Here is an 18,217-nt window from a genome sequence, read left to right on the forward strand (position 1 = left end):
TTTTCCTCTTATTCCTGTGTAAGCGCAACAGACAGTGAAGCAGAATCGTTCACGGCTGCAGCGGTCAGGCTATCCACAATACGTTTGGTCAGACCGGTCAGGACTTTACCTGGACCGATCTCCAGCAACTGGCCAACGCCTTGGGTGGCAATAAATTCAACAGATTCGGTCCAGCGCACCGGGCTATACAACTGGCGAACCAGTGCACTACGAATCGCCGCGGCATCGGTTTCACACTTGACGTCTACGTTATTAACGACAGGCACAGTCGGTGCATTGAAAGTGATGCTTTCCAGTGCCACAGCCAGTTTATCTGCTGCAGGCTTCATCAACGCGCAATGCGAAGGAACGCTCACCGGTAATGGCAACGCACGCTTGGCACCGGCCGCTTTACAGGCAGCACCTGCACGCTCAACCGCTTCTTTGTTACCCGCGATGACCACCTGGCCTGGCGAGTTGAAGTTCACCGGTGAAACCACCTGACCTTGCGCGCTTTCTTCGCACGCTTTACGGATAGACTCATCGTCGAGTCCGATGATTGCCTGCATGGCGCCGGTCCCTTCAGGAACCGCTTCCTGCATCAGTTTGCCGCGTAATTCGACTAACTTGATCGCGTCCGCAAAGTTCAATACGCCAGCACACACCAGCGCAGAGTATTCACCCAGGCTATGGCCGGCCATCAGCGTAGGCTGCGGGCCATTTTTGCTCTGCCAGACGCGATAAATCGCGACGGAAGCCGCCAGCAACGCAGGTTGCGTCTGCCAGGTCTTATTCAGTTCTTCAGCTGGACCTTGTTGTACCAACTGCCATAAGTCATATCCCAGTGCGTCAGAAGCTTCACGGAAAGTGGCTTCAACCTGCGGGTTTTCCACAGCCAGATCGGCCAACATGCCGACGGTCTGTGAGCCCTGTCCTGGGAAAACAAAAGCAAATTGTGTCATCTGTCGTTCCTGTCAATCAAAAGCGAACCAGCGCAGAACCCCAGGTGAAACCACCACCAAAGGCTTCCAGCAAAATCAGTTGGCCAGGCTTGATACGGCCATCTCGCACCGCTTCATCCAGTGCACTTGGCACCGAAGCCGCTGAAGTGTTGCCATGACGATCCAGCGTCACCACCACTTTTTCCATGCCCATGCCGAGCTTTCTGGCTGTTGCGCTGATAATGCGCAGGTTGGCCTGATGTGGCACCAGCCAATCGAGCATTTCGCGATCAAGGTTGTTGGCTTGCAGCGTCTCGTCCACGATATGGGCAAGCTCGGTCACAGCGACTTTAAAGACTTCATTACCGGCCATCGTGAGATAGGCTGGTTCATCCTGATGTTCACGATCCTGATACGGCAGCGTCAACAGCTTGCCATAACGACCATCAGCATGCAGATGCGTTGACAGGATACCCGGCTCTTCACTTTGACCCAGCACCACAGCGCCAGCGCCGTCACCAAACAGGATGATGGTGCCACGATCGTTAGGATCGAGGGTGCGGGCTAAGACGTCCGCACCGATCACCAGCGCGTGTTTGACCACACCGTTTTTGATGTATTGATCGGCAACACTTAGTGCATAAGTGAAACCTGCACAGGCAGCAGCCAGATCGAAAGAAGCGCAGTCATTAATTTCCAGCATCTGCTGGATCATGCACGCTGAACTTGGGAAGGCATGGCTGGAAGAGGTGGTCGCCACAATAATCAGGCCGACATCGCTGGCCGCAACGCCCGCCATCTCTAGCGCGCGCTGTGCAGCCGCAAAGCCCATAGTGGCAACCGTTTCATCTGGCGCAGCAATGCGGCGCTCACGGATACCGGTACGCGTGACAATCCACTCGTCCGAAGTCTCCACCATTTTTTCCAGATCCGCATTGGAGCGAACCTGCTCAGGCAAATAGCTGCCCGTACCGATAATTTTGGTAAACATCTACGCTTTGTCACTCCTGGCTAATACAGCGTCAAGGCGCGCCGCAATCCTCTCTGGGACTTGCCTGCGCACCGCCTGCTCTGCCTGCTCTATCGCCACGGCAAACGCACGTTGATTCGCCGCACCGTGGCTTTTGATCACTGTTCCGCGCAATCCTAACAGACAAGCGCCATTGTACTGGTCGGGGTTGAGATGGCCGAAACGTTTAGCCAGACGCTTTTGCAGCCAGCGCCCTACCCATTTCAGCCACCATGCCCGTTTTTTCCCATCCTCTGACGACTTGAGCAGAGAAAGAAACATTCTTACCACGCCTTCCATGGTTTTAAGCGTGACGTTTCCCACGAAGCCATCACAGACCAGCACATCCGTCTTGCCGGTGAGGAGATCATTCCCCTCAAGATAACCAATATAGTTGATTTGCGGCGTCTCCCGAAGAACCGCAGATGCTGTGCGAATCGTTTCCAGCCCCTTGGTCTCTTCCTGCCCAATGTTGAGCAGCGCGACACGCGGTCTGTCGATTTCCAGCACTTCCTCAGCCATGACAGCGCCCATGATGGCAAACTGCACCAACATATCGCTATCCGATTCCACATTTGCGCCGAGATCCAGTACCACCGTTTTACCCTGCTGCTGATGCGGCAGAACGGTCATCAACGCCGGACGCTCAATGCCATCCAGCGGCTTCAACAACATTTTTGCCAGCCCCATTAACGCGCCGGTGTTGCCTGCACTGATACAGGCTTGCGCGTTACCCTCTTTCACCAGTTCGAGTGCCACACGCATCGAGCTGCCGCGGCTGTTCCGAATGGCTTGTGAAGGCTTGGCATCACTTGCAATAACCGATTCGGCAGGGATAACCTGCACACGCCCCAGTAACGAGGAATCCGCTTTGGCAAGAAATGACGAGATGATGTCGGGATCACCGACCAGAAGAAGAACCAGATTCGTATGAGAGGCCAGTGCCTGCAAGGATGCAGGCACTGTCACGCAGGGACCGAAATCCCCGCCCATGGCATCAACTGCCAGGGTCAAACGTGTCAAGGTATCGCCTTGCGTAACCGCAAAGAATTACTTGGTGATAACCTTGCGACCGCGGTAGTAACCATCCGCAGTGATATGGTGACGCAGATGAGTTTCACCAGAAACTTTATCTACTGACAGAGCTGCGGTGGTCAGCGCATCGTGCGAACGACGCATACCACGCTTAGAACGGGTTGGTTTATTCTGTTGTACGGCCATGGACCTTACTCCTATTACTTACGCTTTAAACTGGCTAATACGGCAAAGGGATTTGGTTTTTCTGCCTCTTCAGGCAACTTGCCAAATACCATGTCCGCGTCGGACACTTCACAGTGTTCAGAATCATGCACCGGAACTACAGGCAGCGCGAGGATGAGTTCATCTTCGATAACTGCCAGCAAGTCGATTTCGCCGAAATCATTGATATCAACTGGCTCGTAAGCTTCCGGCAGTGCCTCGGCCTGCTCATCAGAAGAGACAGGACTGAAGCAATAGCTTACGTGAACAGCATGCGGGAATGACTGGTTGCAGCGTTGACACGACAATGTCACCTGCACATCAGCTGTTCCTTGCAGAACCGCTAAGCGCTGGTTGTCAATCGCAAACGACATGGTGCATTCCACATCACTGTCCACACTCACGACCGTTTCGGCCAGGCGCGCCACCAATTCAGGTGCATACACACCTTGGTAATCAAGGCGCTTTTGCGCGGCGCGGGCCACATCGATCGTCAGGGGTAATTTTACCTTTTGCATAGGGCGCGCATATTAACTTTGTAACGTCATAGAGTCAAAGAAAAAGGCCGGTTTACAGCATCTTTCACCCGTTAGTCGCATCCAGTGCGGCGCATAGTTTAAAATGCCTGTCATCTTTACGCTATCTATTCTGAAAAAAAATCATGACACCGTTAATTCTGGCCTCCACCTCCCCATTCCGTCAGGCCTTGCTGAGCAAGCTTGGCCTGCCTTTTATTGTCGTTGCGCCCGATTGCGACGAGACGCCGCAACCGAACGAAACCGCACCGCAGTTAGTGCAACGCTTAGCACTGGCTAAAGCCCAGGCGCTAGCCGCTCAGCATCCACAAAGCTGGATTATTGGTTCCGATCAGGTCTGCGTGCTTGATGGCAACATCACCGGAAAACCGCATACGGTAGAGAATGCCTGCCGACAACTGGCTGCGGCCAGCGGCAAAGTGATTACGTTTTATACCGGGCTCGCCCTGATTCAGCCACAAACGGCACAACAGCAGGTGATTTGTGAACCGTTCAACGTACATTTTCGTCATCTAAGCCAGGAAGAAATTCGTCACTATGTGGAAAAAGAGCAGCCGTTGAATTGTGCGGGCAGCTTTAAAAGTGAAGGTATGGGAATTTGCTTGTTTGAGCGGCTGGAGGGGCGCGATCCCAATACGCTGATTGGATTACCGCTGATAGCGTTAAATAAGATGCTGATTAAAGTGGGCATCAACGCGCTGGGTTGATGCCCGGAAAATCAGGCTTTTTTCTGACGCAGCTGCGCCAGGCAGTGTTTCAGTGCATTATCCAGCGGCGCTTCCATTCGCAGGACTTCCCCGGTATTCGGATGGGTAAAGGTCAGCGCTGCAGCATGCAGGAACAACCGCGCCAGGCCCGTTGACGCGAGTTGGCGATCAAAGTCCCGATCGCCATAGCGATCGTCAAAGGCGATAGGATGGCCACCATGCAGCGTGTGCACACGGATCTGGTGCGTGCGCCCGGTCACCGGACTGGCTTTCACCAGGGTGGCGAATCCAAAACGCTCTTCCACTTTGAAACGGGTTTCGGATGGCTTGCCTTCCGCACTGACGCGCACCACGCGCTCACCGCTTTGCAAAATATTTTTCAGCAACGGTGCCTGCACCACTTTCAAATGTGAAGGCCAGTCACCGCGCACCAGCGCCAGATAATCTTTCTGCATGCCTTTTTCACGTAACTGCTCGTGCAGCGAACGCAGCGCAGAACGTTTTTTTGCCACCAGCAAAATACCGGAAGTGTCGCGGTCAAGACGATGTACCAGTTCGAGGAAACGGGCTTCAGGACGCAGCGCGCGCAGGCCTTCAATCACACCAAAGCTAAGACCGCTACCACCATGTACTGCAGTACCCGATGGCTTGTTCAGCACCAGCAGATGATCGTCTTCATACAGAATGGCGTTCGCCAGCGCGGCAACTTTATCGAGTTTCGGTGATACTGCTTGCTCTTCACGCTCGGCCACGCGCACCGGAGGAATACGGACTTCATCCCCCGCCTGCAGTTTGTATTCGGGTTTCACGCGCCCTTTATTTACGCGCACCTCGCCTTTACGCAAGATGCGATAAATCATACTTTTCGGCACGCCCTTGAGCTGAGTGCGCAAAAAGTTATCGATACGTTGTTCGGCATTTTCAGCCGTAATGGCGACATAAAGTACGCCGGGATTCTCTGTTTTCATGGCGGCGATTCTAAATAGTGTCCCTGGATAGCGCCACCCCTTTTTCTGTGCTTAACTCTCTCTTTGTCGCGCCGGAAAAAGGTCATAATGATGACTTTTTCACCGATGCGATGTTAAGCCCTGCAAATGAACAGGTTAAGGATGCACAAACTTCACAGCTCGGCAAAAGTCGCCTTGCTATATGTGAGTGAGCAATGGAATAATGCAGGGGTTTCTGCCCTGGAAAAATTCAGGCAGGAAAAAAGAGCGAAATAAGTCATTTTGCCGGATTGAACGGACACGCAGCAATGGCGTAAGACGTAATGTTAAATCAGGCACTTAGCGGGCTGCGGGTTGCAGCCTGGACGACAGACTGGGATGTGTGGATTTCTGAATTTTCTATAGCTATTCCACCTTCAGGCGCTGTTTTTCCTTATGAAAAACAGGCCACCGACAAGATTTGCGCCCCTTTAGCCGACGACAGCCGTGAGGTTGACGTCAGTGCATTAAGACACGGGGCCATCGGTTGATTCTCGTCCAGGGTAACGATGCCCGCAGCTACATCACTCATGTGAGAATAACGAGTAAGTCACGATGAAAAGAATGTTAATTAACGCATCTCAGCAGGAAGAGTTGCGCGTTGCCCTTGTTGACGGCCAACGTCTGTACGATCTGGATATCGAAAGCCCCGGACACGAGCAGAAAAAAGCCAATATCTACAAAGGTAAAATCACCCGTGTTGAACCCAGCCTTGAAGCGGCATTTGTCGATTACGGTGCTGAACGCCACGGTTTCCTCCCTCTGAAAGAAATTTCCCGCGAATACTTCCCTGCTAATTACAACGCACACGGCCGTCCAAACATCAAAGAGGTGTTGCGTGAAGGTCAGGAAGTTATCGTGCAAATCGATAAAGAGGAGCGTGGAAATAAAGGTGCGGCCTTAACCACCTTCATTTCTCTGGCCGGTAGCTATTTAGTCCTGATGCCGAATAACCCGCGTGCCGGGGGTATTTCCCGCCGTATCGAAGGTGACGATCGTACCGAACTGAAAGAAGCGTTGTCCGCACTGGAACTGCCAGACGGCATGGGCTTGATCGTGCGTACCGCAGGCGTTGGCAAATCTGCCGAATCGCTGCAGTGGGACCTGAGTTTCCGACTGAAGCACTGGGAAGCGATCAAAAAAGCCGCTGATAGCCGCCCTGCCCCGTTCCTGATCCACCAGGAAAGCAACGTCATCGTGCGTGCCTTCCGCGACTATCTGCGTCAGGATATTGGTGAGATTCTCATTGATAACCCGAAAGTACTGGAGCTGGCGCGTCAGCATATTGCTGCGCTCGGTCGCCCGGACTTCAGCAGCAAAATCAAACTGTACACCGGTGAAATCCCGCTGTTCAGCCACTACCAAATTGAGTCGCAGATTGAATCTGCATTCCAGCGTGAAGTGCGCTTGCCTTCCGGTGGCTCGATTGTTATCGACAGCACCGAAGCGCTGACCGCTATCGATATCAACTCCGCCCGTGCAACACGCGGTGGCGACATCGAAGAGACGGCCTTCAATACTAACCTCGAAGCGGCTGATGAAATCGCTCGTCAGTTGCGCCTGCGCGACCTCGGCGGCCTGATCGTCATCGACTTCATCGACATGACACCGGTTCGACACCAGCGCGCGGTTGAAAACCGTCTGCGTGAAGCGGTTCGTCAGGATCGTGCACGCATTCAAATCAGTCACATTTCACGTTTCGGTCTGCTGGAAATGTCGCGTCAGCGTCTTAGCCCATCATTGGGTGAATCCAGCCATCACGTCTGCCCACGTTGTAGCGGCACCGGCACCATCCGTGATAACGAATCGCTCTCGCTGTCTATCTTGCGTCTGATTGAAGAAGAAGCGCTGAAAGACAACACCAAAGAAGTGCATGCGATTGTACCTGTGCCCGTCGCCTCTTACCTGCTGAACGAAAAACGTGATGCAGTCAGTGCGATCGAGAAACGCCAGGGTGGCGTGCGTGCCATCATCGTGCCAAACGATCAGATGGAAACGCCACATTACTCTGTGCTGCGCGTGCGCAAAGGCGAAGAAACGCAGACACTGTCTTACCACCTGCCGAAACTGCATGAAGCCGAGATGGCGCTGCCTTCGGAAGAAGAGCATGCCGAACGTCGTCGTCCTGAGCAGCCAGCCCTGGCCGCCTTTGTGATGCCTGATGCGCCACCTGCGCCGGTTGAAGTGGAGAAAGAGAGCCGTTCTGCGGTTAAAGCGGATGCAAAACCAGCAGCAGCTGCCGCGGCGCCTGCCGTTGCCAGCACTGGCTTTGTCGCTCGCCTGTTGGGCGGTTTGAAAAAACTGTTTGCTGGCGATGCACCTGCTGCTGCACCTGTTGAAGCTAAACCAGAAGAGAAAGCCGCTGAAAGTGAGAACAATCAGCAGCGTGGTGACCGCCGCAACAATCGTCGTAGCAATAATCGTCGCGATCGCACTCCGCGCAACGGTGAAAATGCTCAGGGTCGCGAAGGCCGTGAACCGCGTGAAGCTCGTGAGCCACGCGAATCGCGTGAACCACGTGAAGCCCGCGAGCCGCGTGACAATCAGGACAATCGCCGTAACAAGCGTCAGAACGAGCCTCGTGGTGAACGTCCAGCGCTGACCGATGAGCAGCTGCAGCAGCGTGATGAGCAGCAGCAACAGCGTCGTGAGCAGCGTGCTGAACGCCAGCGTCGTCGTCAGGATGAGAAACGTAATCAGCAGCAGGATCAGAAAGTCGCTGAAACCGTTGCTCAGACCGATATCGCTGATGAAAACGTTGCGCAGGAAGAAGAGCGTGTGCAGGTCATGCCACGTCGTAAACAGCGTCAACTGACCCAGCGCGTGCGTGTGGGTGATACCGGCGAAGTGGCGGCAGCTATCCCGGCACCCGCAGCCACTGAAGCGGTTGTAGAAAATGCACAGCGCGCTGCATTCAATGAGCAACCTGAAGTCGCTCAGGATGAACAGGATGATAACGAGAACCGTGATAGCGCCAACATGCCGCGTCGCTCACGTCGTTCACCACGTCATCTGCGCGTGAGCGGCCAACGTCGTCGTCGCTATCGTGATGAGCGTTACCCAACGCAATCAGCCATGCCGCTGGAATCGGCTGCGTCTTCTCCAGAGATGGCATCCGGCAAAGTCTGGATTACCTACCCGGTTGCCCAGGCCCACGATCAGTTCTCCTCTCAGGAAGCGCTGAACGAAATGCCAGATTACAGCTATCAACACACCGGTGAAGCGGACGCACTGCCGGTTGCGGCAGCAGCAGAACAGGTTGCTCAGCCAGCAGCGCAAGAGGCTGTTCATCAGTCTGAGCCACAGGCACAGACTGAAGTGCCAGTGGTGAACACCGATGACCTGACCCCAGTCGCTGCGCCTGTCAACGAAGAGCCTGCCGTGATTTCTGCCGCTGTTGAGCAGATTGCACAACAAACCGCTGCTGAAGCCGTACCGGCCGATGAAGTGACAACGGCACCGGCTGAAACTGCCATCACTAATGAAGTCGAAGATGTTCAGGCTGACGTCGCACCGGCTGCGGATGTTGTTGCTGCATCGTCTGAAATGGCACCTGCTGCTGAAGTGGCGCCTGCATCGACTGAAACGGTTTCTGCTACTGAAGTGACACCGGCTGAAGCGGTTCCTGCTGCGGAAACTGCCGCACCACAGGCAAGCGAAGCAGTTGTAGCAGCAGCGCAAGCGCCTGCTGAAGTTGAGCCTGCTGTTGCAGCGGCTGAGCAAGCGCCTGCTGAAGTTGAGCCTGCTGTTACAGCGCAAGTGGAAGAAGTACTGGCTGCACCCGTGGCTGCTGAAGCGCCTGCTGCACCGGTGACTGAACCGCATGCGCCTGTTGCTGCACGTGACACCGCAGTGAGCAACGCTGAAACCCGCTGGAAGCATCACGCCACGGCGCCGATGACCAAAGCACCTGCTCCGGCATGGGAGCCAGAAGTCGTTCGTCACAGCGATTGGGTTCGCCCACCGTTTGACTTCGAAGGCCGTGGTTCTGCGGGCGGCCATAGCGCCACGCATCAGGCGACGGCACCGGCAACACGTCCGGAAAGCGTTTAAGTCTTAGTCGCTAATCAGCATTAACAAAACCCCGACTGGTTCGGGGTTTTTTATTGCCTGTTGATCCTGCTTTTTCGCAGCATCAGGTGGTGAACTGGCAGATGACACAAACAGACCGCTGCTCCGCAGGAGACAGGTGCGAAGAGGTAGTGAACTGGCAGATGACACAAACAGACCGCTGCTTCGCATGAGGCAGGTGCGAAGAGGTGGTGATCTGGCAGAGTATGCAAACAGACCACTGTTCCGCAGGAGGCAGGTGCAATGAACTGTGCGACGAAATGACAGGCAAAAAAAATCCCACGGCCCCAAAAGGCAGTGGGAGAAACTAAGCGCGCCCGGTTTAAGCACGCTCAAATTTTCAAGTCAGATCTTATGAATTCAGCTGGAACAGTGACATCTTCGACATATCAGTGAAGGTCTTGTAAGACGCTTGCAGTGCTGTCTGTTGCATGGTGTAACTGGAAATGGCGGAGGTGTAATCGACATCCACCAAATCACTCATTTGCGAGGTCATAATAGTATCGCGATCGTCACCCTGCGCATTCAGCGTGTCGATCTCTGACAACTGTGTACCGACTGCAGAACGCACGGTCAAAACGTTGTTCAGTGAATTACTGAGGCCACGGTTGGTTTTATCCATCGCATCCTGGAACGTTTGTTTGGTCGCATCATCCGCATTGTCTTGTGGCACTTTAAGGGCCGCAATGGCACTGTCGAGCATATTAAAGACATTGGTCTCGCTCGCCGTTCCATCTGGCTCAGCTTTCGCATTGCTGGTAATCGACATGAACACAGAAGATCCCGTGCTGCTCACATCCATTGTGCGACCATCATCGACTTTCTGCGTGATAGCCTGATCGCCGCCCACATAGCTCACGCCAATGCCGGCAGTATCGGTGAATGGCGCCGTATCGGTTTTGTATCCGGCAAAGATATAGCGACCATTCCCATCCTGGCTGTTGGCCTGATTGAGCAATTGGGCGCGAATACCTTCCAGCTGGGTGGCGATAGAGGCACGGTCATCATCGCTAAGTGTGCCGGTAGAGCCATAAACAATCAGGGTTTGTGCATCCTGAATGCTACTGGTCGCGCCTTTAAGCGCATTCTCTTCCATCGACAAGCTTTGATCCGCGAAACTACGCGCTGTCGCATATTGGGTACTTTTCGCCTGAGACTGCGACAGCACCACGGCACGAGAGGCCGCAATCGGATCATCAGATGGGTTGTTAACACGACGACCACTGGAAAGCTGTTCGCCCACTTTTAACCAGGAAGATTGCGAGTCAGTAATCCCGCGCACCTGCTGGTCAAAAATCATATTGGTACTAAGACGCATGGTTTTTATCCTCTATGCTTAGCCGCGGATGTCCATCAGCGCATTGAAAATAGTGCTGGCGGTTTGCAAGACCTGCGCATTCGCCATATAAAACTGCTGATATTTGGTCAGGTTGGCGTACTCTTCATCAAGGTTCACCCCTGAGACCGACTGCTGACGGTCGGTAAGCTGGTCGACCACGTTTTTCTGCGTGGTACTGGCCGTTTCCAGTGTGCTGGTTTTGTTACCCACCGTGCTGACGATGCTGGCATACGCTTGCGCAATCGTTGCGTTGCCGTTAACCAACTTCGCATCCTGCAAATCCAGCATTTTTTGGGCGTTGGTGTTGTCACTTTCGCCACTGGTCGCACTGGATGCAGCCGCGATTTGCGATTCATCCGTGATAGCCACAGACATACTGCTAATCACGTTCTGGACCGGTTTTACCAGGAAACTATCTTTATTATCAGGCGTGCCGCTAACGGTTAGTTTCAGACCATCAAAGCTCAGGGTGCCGTCTGTCGCATCAGGCGTAACGCTAAATTTCACGTTGTCAGACAAGCGAGTCACAGACCAGGTACTGCTGGCGCTGTCATAGCTCATGGAGTAGTTAGAGGCTTTAAGTGCACTGGTATCAGACCATTCTGCGGTCACCGTTGCAGTGGACGTATTCTTGCTATTACTCACTACGTTCGGTGAGCCGATGTTGAAGAATTTCGTGCCCTGATCGCCGTTACTGTCATAACCTGCAGTTTGCACGGCGTTAAAGCTGGTGGTGAAGGCAGCCGCTAACTGGCCAAGCTGATTCTGTGCGGTATCTAAATCCTGCGTGCGGAACGCCAGCAAACCACCCAGTGAGCCGGTCGTCAGGGTTTTTTCAGGAATTTCGACATTACCCGCTTGCTTGTCGACATAACCGACAGTGATACGCGAGTTATCGGCGCTGGAAGGCATCGCGACCAAATTAGTCGAGTTTTTGCCGTTAACCAGAGTGACACTCCCCATCGAGACGATATAGCTACCATCTTGCTGAGAGACGTTTACCCCAACGATGTTATTGAGGTTGTTCACCAACTGATCGCGTTGATCCAGCAGATCGTTCGGTGCAGCACCGTTGCCGGTGGTCAGTTTTGCGATCTGGGTGTTGAGGTCGGCAATCTGGCTGGTGTAAGTGTTAATCTGGTCAACGTTGGACGCAATGTCCGTATTCACGCTGGTTTGCATATTATTCAAGTACTGCGCCGTGGTCTGGAACTGATTGACCAACCCCTGGGCATAGCTCAGCATTGATTGACGTGCAGACGGATCGTTTGCATTACTTACCACGTTTTGCACATTGGTAAAGAAGCTTTGAATCGACGTTGAAAGGCTGGTGGTCGATGTCGACAGCAGGTCATCAATGTTTGAAATCTGACTGTATTGGGTATTCACCGCGCTGTAATTGGCACTGGATCCGCGCAACTGAGCAGTAACAAACTCATCATATTCACGCTGCACGCCATTCAGCGTCACGCCATTGCCATAGTAGCTGTTGCCCTGCAGGGTGCTATTGGCCTGCGACAGAATGGTCGTCTGACGTGAGTAACCCGCTACCGTGTAGTTGCTGATGTTGTTACTGGTGGTGCTTAATGCGGCCTGTGCGGCGCTCAGCCCACTCATCGCTGAGTTAATTATGCTGGACATCTCGGTTCCTTTATTTCCCGTTAACCGGGCTGGCAGTCATCAGTGCGATTGGGCGGGCTAAAACGCCCGCAGCTTATGATGGTTATCGGCGTGCTTAAGTGAAACTTGAGGTAAAAAATCAGAACAAATCGCTAATATCCTGGCTGTAAGCCTTCACGACTTTTTCGCCCATGTTTTTGAATTGCTGGATCATTCCCACCAATTTCTGCGCATATTTCGGATCGGTGGCATAGCCCGCTGCCTGCAGGGCTCGTGCGCCCTGCTCCGGCGTTGCGGCGTTGGCAACGGCGGCATAGCGCGGGTTATTGGACAGCAGTTTGACGTAGTCGCTGAGTGCTTCCATATAGGAGCCATAAACACGGAAGGTGGCACGCACTTTCTTCGCCACGCCACCTTCATATTCGGTGGTCATGATGTCGGTGGTTGCGCCCTTCCAGTCACCACCGGCCTTGATGCCAAACACGTTGTAGCTCGGCTTGCCGTCGCGCGTCAGAATCTGGCGTTGTCCCCAACCCGATTCCAGCGCCGCCTGGGCAAGGATCAAGTGATGAGGAATACCACTCTGCTGACTCGCGGCCTGCGCGGGTTGGGATAACTGGGCAATAAAGTCGTTGCTATCCGCTGGGAAGCTGGATGGCGATACCGGCAGACGCGGCACCGCTTTGCGTACCATCTGCTCCAGTTGGTTGGAAGGCAGATTGCTATAAATGAAGCTGTTATCCAGCTTCATCGGTACCGTGCCAGCGGTTTCATCAGGCTCTTGCGCGGGCTGCATCTGTTTGACGATCAAATCCGCCATACCCAGCCCGCGTTTACCGATTTCCTGCGCAATCTGCTGATCGTACATTGAGGTGTACATCTTTGTTGAGTCGCTGCTGAAGATGCCATCCTGCGGCAACGCTTCACGCATGCTCTTCAACATCATCTGTACGAACATTCCCTCAACCTGTTTTGCCACTTGCAGCGCCTTCCCTTTCGGGTCGGCGGCGGCTTCGCGTTTCAGGTTGTTCAGTGAGCGGCTGTCATAAGCCGCACTCATCAGCGATTGCGTATCGGTCATCAGATGATTTCCAGTTTGGCGCGCAGACAGCCTGCACTTTGCATCGACTGCAGAATCGACATCAGCTCAATCGGCGTTGCGCCCAGGGCGTTAAGGGCACGGACCACGTTATTAAGGTTGGCGCTGGCGTTAACACGCTGCAAGGCTCCGCCGCTCTGGCGCAAGTCGATCTGCGTCTGCGTCGTCGCCACGGTTTGTCCACCGGCGAACGGCGTGTTCGGCTGGCTGACGTTCTGCTGCTGATTCACTGTCACCGACAAGTTGCCTTGCGCCACAGCACAGGTATTGAGCGTTACCTCGCGGTTCATGACCACCGAACCGGTACGCGAGTTGATGATGACTTTGGCATCTTCAACCGGCACGGAAACGTCTATATTCTGGATTTCTGACAGCAGGCGCACCTGTGAACTGTTGTTGGGCGAAACGCGAATCTGCACGGTACGCGCATCAAGTGGCTGCGCTGAACCCACGCCACGGCTATTAATCGCATCGGCAATACGCTGCGCCATGGTGAAATCTTCAGTATTCAGTTGGAGATTGATGGTGTTTTGGCTGCCAAAGTTACTTTGCAGCTCGCGCTCTACCGTTGCACCATTAGTAATGCGGCCACCGTTTAGCTGGTTAACCTGCACACTGCTGCCGCCTGCAGATGCACCTGCACCGCCCACCAGAATATTTCCCTGCGCCAGCGCGTACACCTGGTTATCGACCCCTTTCATCGGCGTCATTAACAGCGTGCCACCGCGCAGGCTTTTGGCGTTACCCAGCGAAGAGACCACCACGTCAATATTCTGCCCCTGCCGCGCAAACGACGGCAGCTTCGCCGTGACCATCACCGCCGCCACGTTTTTCAGCTGCATATTGGTGCCGGTGGGCACGGTGATACCGAGCTGCGACAGCATGTTGCTTACCGTCTGGGTGGTAAACGGCGTTTGTGTGGTCTGGTCACCTGTCCCATCAAGCCCCACCACCAGGCCGTAACCGATCAGCTGGTTTTCGCGCACGCCCTGCACGGATGTCAGATCGCGAATGCGGTCAGCCTGGGCCATGAGACTGACACCGAGCAGCAGGCTCAGGCTCAGACGCAGCAGAGTGTTCATTTTCATCATTACCTCGATTACATCGGCGACACGTTCAGGAAGAAACGCTGGAACCAGCCCATGGTTTGCGCCTCATTGATATACCCGTTTCCGACATACTCAATACGTGCATCGGCCACCTGCGTTGACAACACGGCGTTGCTGGCGCTGATGGTGCGTGGGTTAACCACACCGGAGAAGCGAATAAATTCGGTTCCCTGGTTAATTTCGATCTGTTTCTCACCGACCACGCGCAGGTTGCCATTCGACAACACCTGATTCACGGTGACGGTGATGGTGCCGGTAAAGGTGTTATTGGCCGTTGCGCCACCTTTGCCAGCGAAGTCATTTTTACCATTGGCATCCAGACCGGCTTTCTCACCGGCGGCGCCGACCAGACCGCTCAGGCCGGTTGGCACAGTGCTCACGCCAAAGCTGTTGCTGCCATCGCGGCTCGCATTAGCTGAAGAACTTTTGCTGGCGCTGACATTTTCTTGCAGCGTAATCGTCAGAGTATCGCCAATGTTACGTGGACGGCGGTCTTCGAACAGCGGCTGATAGCCATAGTTCAGTGGCGCAACGCCCTGGAAAATTGAACCGTTTACCACTGGTGGTGCGGAAGGCGTAGGTTCTGCCGTTGTGGCACCCTGCACCAGAGGCGTACGCGGGACTAACGCACAACCGTTTAATGTCAGTAGCAGCGTGGCTACTAACCAATGCCCAGGCTTGAGAATCACTTGCTTCGCCACGGAGTTCTGACCTTATTCATGTTCTTAATCGGGCCAGCCAGGCTGGCCCAACGACCCCAGATTAAACCTGGGTTAATTTCTGCAGCATCTGATCAGAGGTGGTGATCGCTTTGCTGTTGATTTCATAAGCACGCTGCGTCTGAATCATGGTGACCAACTCTTCCGCCACATTGACGTTAGAAGTTTCAACATAACCCTGATACAGCAAACCCGCGCCGTTCTGGCCTGGCGTACTCTGCGTCGCCGCACCGGATGCCTGCGTTTCCTGATAGAGGTTTTCACCCAGGCTATCGAGGCCTGCATCGTTCATAAAGGTGCTCAGCGTCAACTGTCCCACCTGCGCTGGGTTGGTCTGCCCCTGCTGTGTCACGCTCACCACACCGTCACGCGAGATGGTGATGCTGGTGGCGTTCGCCGGGATAGTGATCCCAGGCTGAACCGGATAGCCGGCGTTGGTCACCAGCTGACCGTTCTGATCCACCTGGAATGAACCGTCACGCGTATATGAAGAGGTACCGTCTGGCATCTGCACTTCGAAATAACCCTGACCGTTGATCGCCACGTCTTTTGAGTTGCTGGTCTGCGACAGGTTGCCCTGGGTATGCAGACGCTCGGTAGTCACTGGGCGCACACCGGTACCAATCTGCAAGCCTGAGGGCAATGTGGTCTGTTCCGATGACTGCGTGCCCGGCTGACGCAGCGTCTGATACATCAGATCTTCGAACACGGCACGCGAACGCTTAAATCCGTTGGTTGAAACGTTCGCAAGGTTGTTCGAAATGACGTCCATATTGGTTTGCTGGGCGTCAAGGCCGGTTTTAGCGATCCATAAAGAACGAATCATGTTGTTTTCCTTACGCCTTAGCTGCTCATGTTGAGCAGTTGATTGGCTTTTTGTTCGTTTTCATCGACGTTAGTGATGACTTTCATCTGCATCTCGAAACGTCGGGCGTTGGCGATCATGTCGACCATGGTTTCCACTGGCTTAACGTTGCTGCCTTCCAGCACACCTGGCATGACCGCGACCGTTGCATCAGGCGCTAGAGCCGCACCGCGTGTCGCCTGCGTCGCCTGGGTTGGACGGAACATACCATCGTCACCGCGCTGTAACTCTTTGCCCGTGGCCTTAACCAGCTTCAGCTTACCAATCTGCACCGTGGCGTTTGGCGCATCACCCGCATTACGCGAGGTGATGGTACCGTCAGCCGCGATAGTCAGCTCGGAGCCTTGTGGAATGGCGATTGGACCGCCATCGCCCATCACGGGATTGCCCTGAATGGTCAAAATACCGGTCGAGCTGATCTGCATGTTGCCGTTGCGGGTATAGGCTTCAGAACCGTCAGCGGTACGCACCGCCAGCCAGCCATCTTGCTGTACCGCCACATCGAGCGGGCGTCCGGTGTTGTCCATGGCGCCTGGCGTCATATCGGCACCCGGCGTTGAGGCAGCCACTAAGGTGCGCGTCGGCAGCGACCAGCCGTTGACCGGCACCGCGCGCAACGCGTTGAGCTGGGCGCGGAAGCCCGGCGTTGAGGCGTTGGCGAGGTTGCTGGCGGTCACCGATTGTTGTTCCATCGTCTGACTGGCGGCGCCCATCGCGGTATATATTGCGTGATCCATAATGCAATCCCGTTAGCGAATTAACGTAAGTTGATCAGGGTGTTGAGGATCTGATCCTGCGTTTTAATCGTCTGGCTGTTCGCCTGATAGTTACGTTGTGCAACGATCATGTTGACCAGCTCTTTACTCAGATCGACGTTGGAGGCTTCCAGTGCACCTGAAGTCAGTGAACCGTAAGTGCCGGTGTTTGCCAGGCCGATTGCCGCCTGACCCGAAGAGTTGGTCGCAGACCAGACGTTATCGCCTTCTGACTTCAGGCCTTCCGGGTTAGAGAAGCTGGCCAGAACGATTTGACCCAGCAGCTGAGTTTTCTGGTTCGAATAGGTACCGGTAATGGTGCCGTCATCGTTGATGGCGTAGCTGGTCAGGTCGCCCGGCGCATAACCATCCTGCGTTGGGTTTCCGAATGACGTGGTGCCGGTGTTTTGTTGCTGGCTTCCAAGTACGCTCAACGTGATGGCCTGATTAGCCGCAGCACCATTAGATCCCTGAATAGTCAAGCCAACAGTGGTTGCACCTGCGGTGGTTGTCCCGCCGCTTGTGATTGATTGCAGCTTACCGTTGGAGTCGAAGGTCATCGAGAAATCACCTGCTGACGCTCCAGTCGTGGAATCAATCGCGTGCACAGCCCAGTTGTTATCACTGGTTTTCACATAATAGAGGTCGAGAGCATGATCGTTACCCTGTGAGTCATACACAGTGACGGTGCTTTTGGCGTTGTAGCTATCGACGTCTGACGAGCTGAAGGTTGCCACTGTTGGCACGCTATCTGTGGAGTTCAGGTTAGACACCAAACCGGCCGTCGTGGTCGCGCGCGCCGACATCTGCGTCGTCGGTACGCTCAATGCCACCGGGTTTGCACCCGTCTGAATGGTCGGCGGGGTACCGGTTGCCGGATAGCCGGTCACGCTCATGCCCTGGGTGTTCACCAGGTTACGGTTGGCATCCAGCGTGAACTGACCATTACGAGAGTAGTAAACGCTACCCGCAGCATCGGTCATACGGAAGAAACCGTTACCGCTCAGTGCCACGTCCAGACCACGGCTGGTTGAGGTCGTGGTACCGTCGTTGAAGTTCTGAATAACCGCAGCGACCTTGGTACCCATACCGATATTGGAACCAGCAAACATATCTGCGAACGAAATGGTGCTGGATTTGAAACCCGCGGTCGCGGAGTTGGCGATGTTGTTACCAATGACATCCAGGTTACTGGAGGCCGCATTCATACCACTGACAGCTTGAGAAAAAGACATAACGTGTC

17 protein-coding genes are annotated in these 18,217 nt (G+C 54.4%); 3 read left to right on the top strand and 14 right to left on the bottom strand.

Annotated elements, in window-relative coordinates; genetic code table 11:
- Positions 1-8 precede the first annotated feature (8 nt).
- From fabD to yceD, 5 genes are read right to left on the bottom strand one after another with little or no spacing between them, the layout of a single operon-like run.
- Positions 9-941, bottom strand: a complete 933-nt coding sequence (gene fabD, locus VH86_RS12660) for an ACP S-malonyltransferase (protein ID WP_045833063.1) — start codon at positions 939-941, stop codon at positions 9-11.
- Between the two features lie 16 nt (positions 942-957).
- The gene (locus VH86_RS12665) at positions 958-1,911 is read right to left on the bottom strand and encodes a beta-ketoacyl-ACP synthase III (protein ID WP_034830694.1); all 954 of its coding nucleotides are present in this window, start codon (positions 1,909-1,911) and stop codon (positions 958-960) included.
- Positions 1,912-2,952, bottom strand: a complete 1,041-nt coding sequence (gene plsX, locus VH86_RS12670) for a phosphate acyltransferase PlsX (RefSeq protein WP_045813864.1) — start codon at positions 2,950-2,952, stop codon at positions 1,912-1,914.
- A gap of 27 nt (positions 2,953-2,979) precedes the next feature.
- A complete protein-coding gene (gene rpmF, locus VH86_RS12675; RefSeq protein ID WP_007885783.1) occupies positions 2,980-3,150 on the bottom strand; it encodes a 50S ribosomal protein L32 in 171 nt (56 codons plus the stop codon).
- Positions 3,151-3,164: 14 nt separating this feature from the next.
- Positions 3,165-3,686 (bottom strand): 23S rRNA accumulation protein YceD, encoded by a 522-nt coding sequence (yceD, locus tag VH86_RS12680; protein ID WP_045833064.1) that lies wholly within the window; start codon positions 3,684-3,686, stop codon positions 3,165-3,167.
- A gap of 143 nt (positions 3,687-3,829) precedes the next feature.
- Here yceD and VH86_RS12685 point away from each other — a divergent pair, with 143 nt between their 5' ends.
- Positions 3,830-4,411, top strand: coding sequence for a nucleoside triphosphate pyrophosphatase (locus tag VH86_RS12685; RefSeq protein WP_197080213.1), 582 nt, complete (start codon positions 3,830-3,832; stop codon positions 4,409-4,411).
- Between the two features lie 11 nt (positions 4,412-4,422).
- Here the strand turns inward: VH86_RS12685 and rluC are convergent, their stop codons facing one another.
- Positions 4,423-5,379 carry a 23S rRNA pseudouridine(955/2504/2580) synthase RluC gene (rluC, locus tag VH86_RS12690; protein WP_045813862.1) on the bottom strand — a complete coding sequence of 319 codons (957 nt, stop codon included), beginning with the start codon at positions 5,377-5,379 and terminating at the stop codon, positions 4,423-4,425.
- 302 nt (positions 5,380-5,681) lie between these two features.
- On the opposite strand from rluC, the gene VH86_RS25745 reads away from it, so the two are divergent.
- Positions 5,682-5,888, top strand: a complete 207-nt coding sequence (locus VH86_RS25745; RefSeq protein ID WP_141399045.1) for a hypothetical protein — start codon at positions 5,682-5,684, stop codon at positions 5,886-5,888.
- 64 nt (positions 5,889-5,952) lie between these two features.
- Complete coding sequence (rne, locus tag VH86_RS12695) at positions 5,953-9,450, top strand: ribonuclease E (RefSeq protein ID WP_045833066.1); 3,498 nt, start codon at positions 5,953-5,955, stop codon at positions 9,448-9,450.
- Between the two features lie 370 nt (positions 9,451-9,820).
- Here the strand turns inward: rne and flgL are convergent, their stop codons facing one another.
- The 8 genes from flgL to flgE form a co-directional block, all read right to left on the bottom strand.
- Positions 9,821-10,786 carry a flagellar hook-associated protein FlgL gene (gene flgL / locus VH86_RS12700; RefSeq protein WP_045833067.1) on the bottom strand — a complete coding sequence of 322 codons (966 nt, stop codon included), beginning with the start codon at positions 10,784-10,786 and terminating at the stop codon, positions 9,821-9,823.
- A gap of 18 nt (positions 10,787-10,804) precedes the next feature.
- The gene (flgK, locus tag VH86_RS12705) at positions 10,805-12,448 is read right to left on the bottom strand and encodes a flagellar hook-associated protein FlgK (protein WP_038647608.1); all 1,644 of its coding nucleotides are present in this window, start codon (positions 12,446-12,448) and stop codon (positions 10,805-10,807) included.
- 118 nt (positions 12,449-12,566) lie between these two features.
- Complete coding sequence (flgJ, locus tag VH86_RS12710) at positions 12,567-13,508, bottom strand: flagellar assembly peptidoglycan hydrolase FlgJ (RefSeq protein WP_045833068.1); 942 nt, start codon at positions 13,506-13,508, stop codon at positions 12,567-12,569.
- Positions 13,508-14,614: a flagellar basal body P-ring protein FlgI gene (locus VH86_RS12715; protein WP_045813994.1), complete on the bottom strand. Its 1,107-nt coding sequence runs from the start codon at positions 14,612-14,614 to the stop codon at positions 13,508-13,510. The genes flgJ and VH86_RS12715 overlap by 1 nt, the downstream gene beginning before the upstream one ends.
- 11 nt (positions 14,615-14,625) lie before the next feature.
- Positions 14,626-15,336: a flagellar basal body L-ring protein FlgH gene (locus VH86_RS12720; RefSeq protein ID WP_034830679.1), complete on the bottom strand. Its 711-nt coding sequence runs from the start codon at positions 15,334-15,336 to the stop codon at positions 14,626-14,628.
- Between the two features lie 61 nt (positions 15,337-15,397).
- Complete coding sequence (gene flgG / locus VH86_RS12725) at positions 15,398-16,180, bottom strand: flagellar basal-body rod protein FlgG (protein WP_034830678.1); 783 nt, start codon at positions 16,178-16,180, stop codon at positions 15,398-15,400.
- Positions 16,181-16,197: 17 nt separating this feature from the next.
- Positions 16,198-16,956, bottom strand: coding sequence for a flagellar basal body rod protein FlgF (locus tag VH86_RS12730; protein WP_034830676.1), 759 nt, complete (start codon positions 16,954-16,956; stop codon positions 16,198-16,200).
- Between the two features lie 20 nt (positions 16,957-16,976).
- Positions 16,977-18,209, bottom strand: coding sequence for a flagellar hook protein FlgE (flgE, locus tag VH86_RS12735; RefSeq protein WP_045833069.1), 1,233 nt, complete (start codon positions 18,207-18,209; stop codon positions 16,977-16,979).
- Positions 18,210-18,217 lie beyond the last annotated feature (8 nt).

Source organism: Pantoea sp. BL1 (assembly GCF_000963985.1).
In the GTDB taxonomy this organism is placed as follows: Bacteria; Pseudomonadota; Gammaproteobacteria; order Enterobacterales; family Enterobacteriaceae; genus Pantoea; species Pantoea rwandensis_B.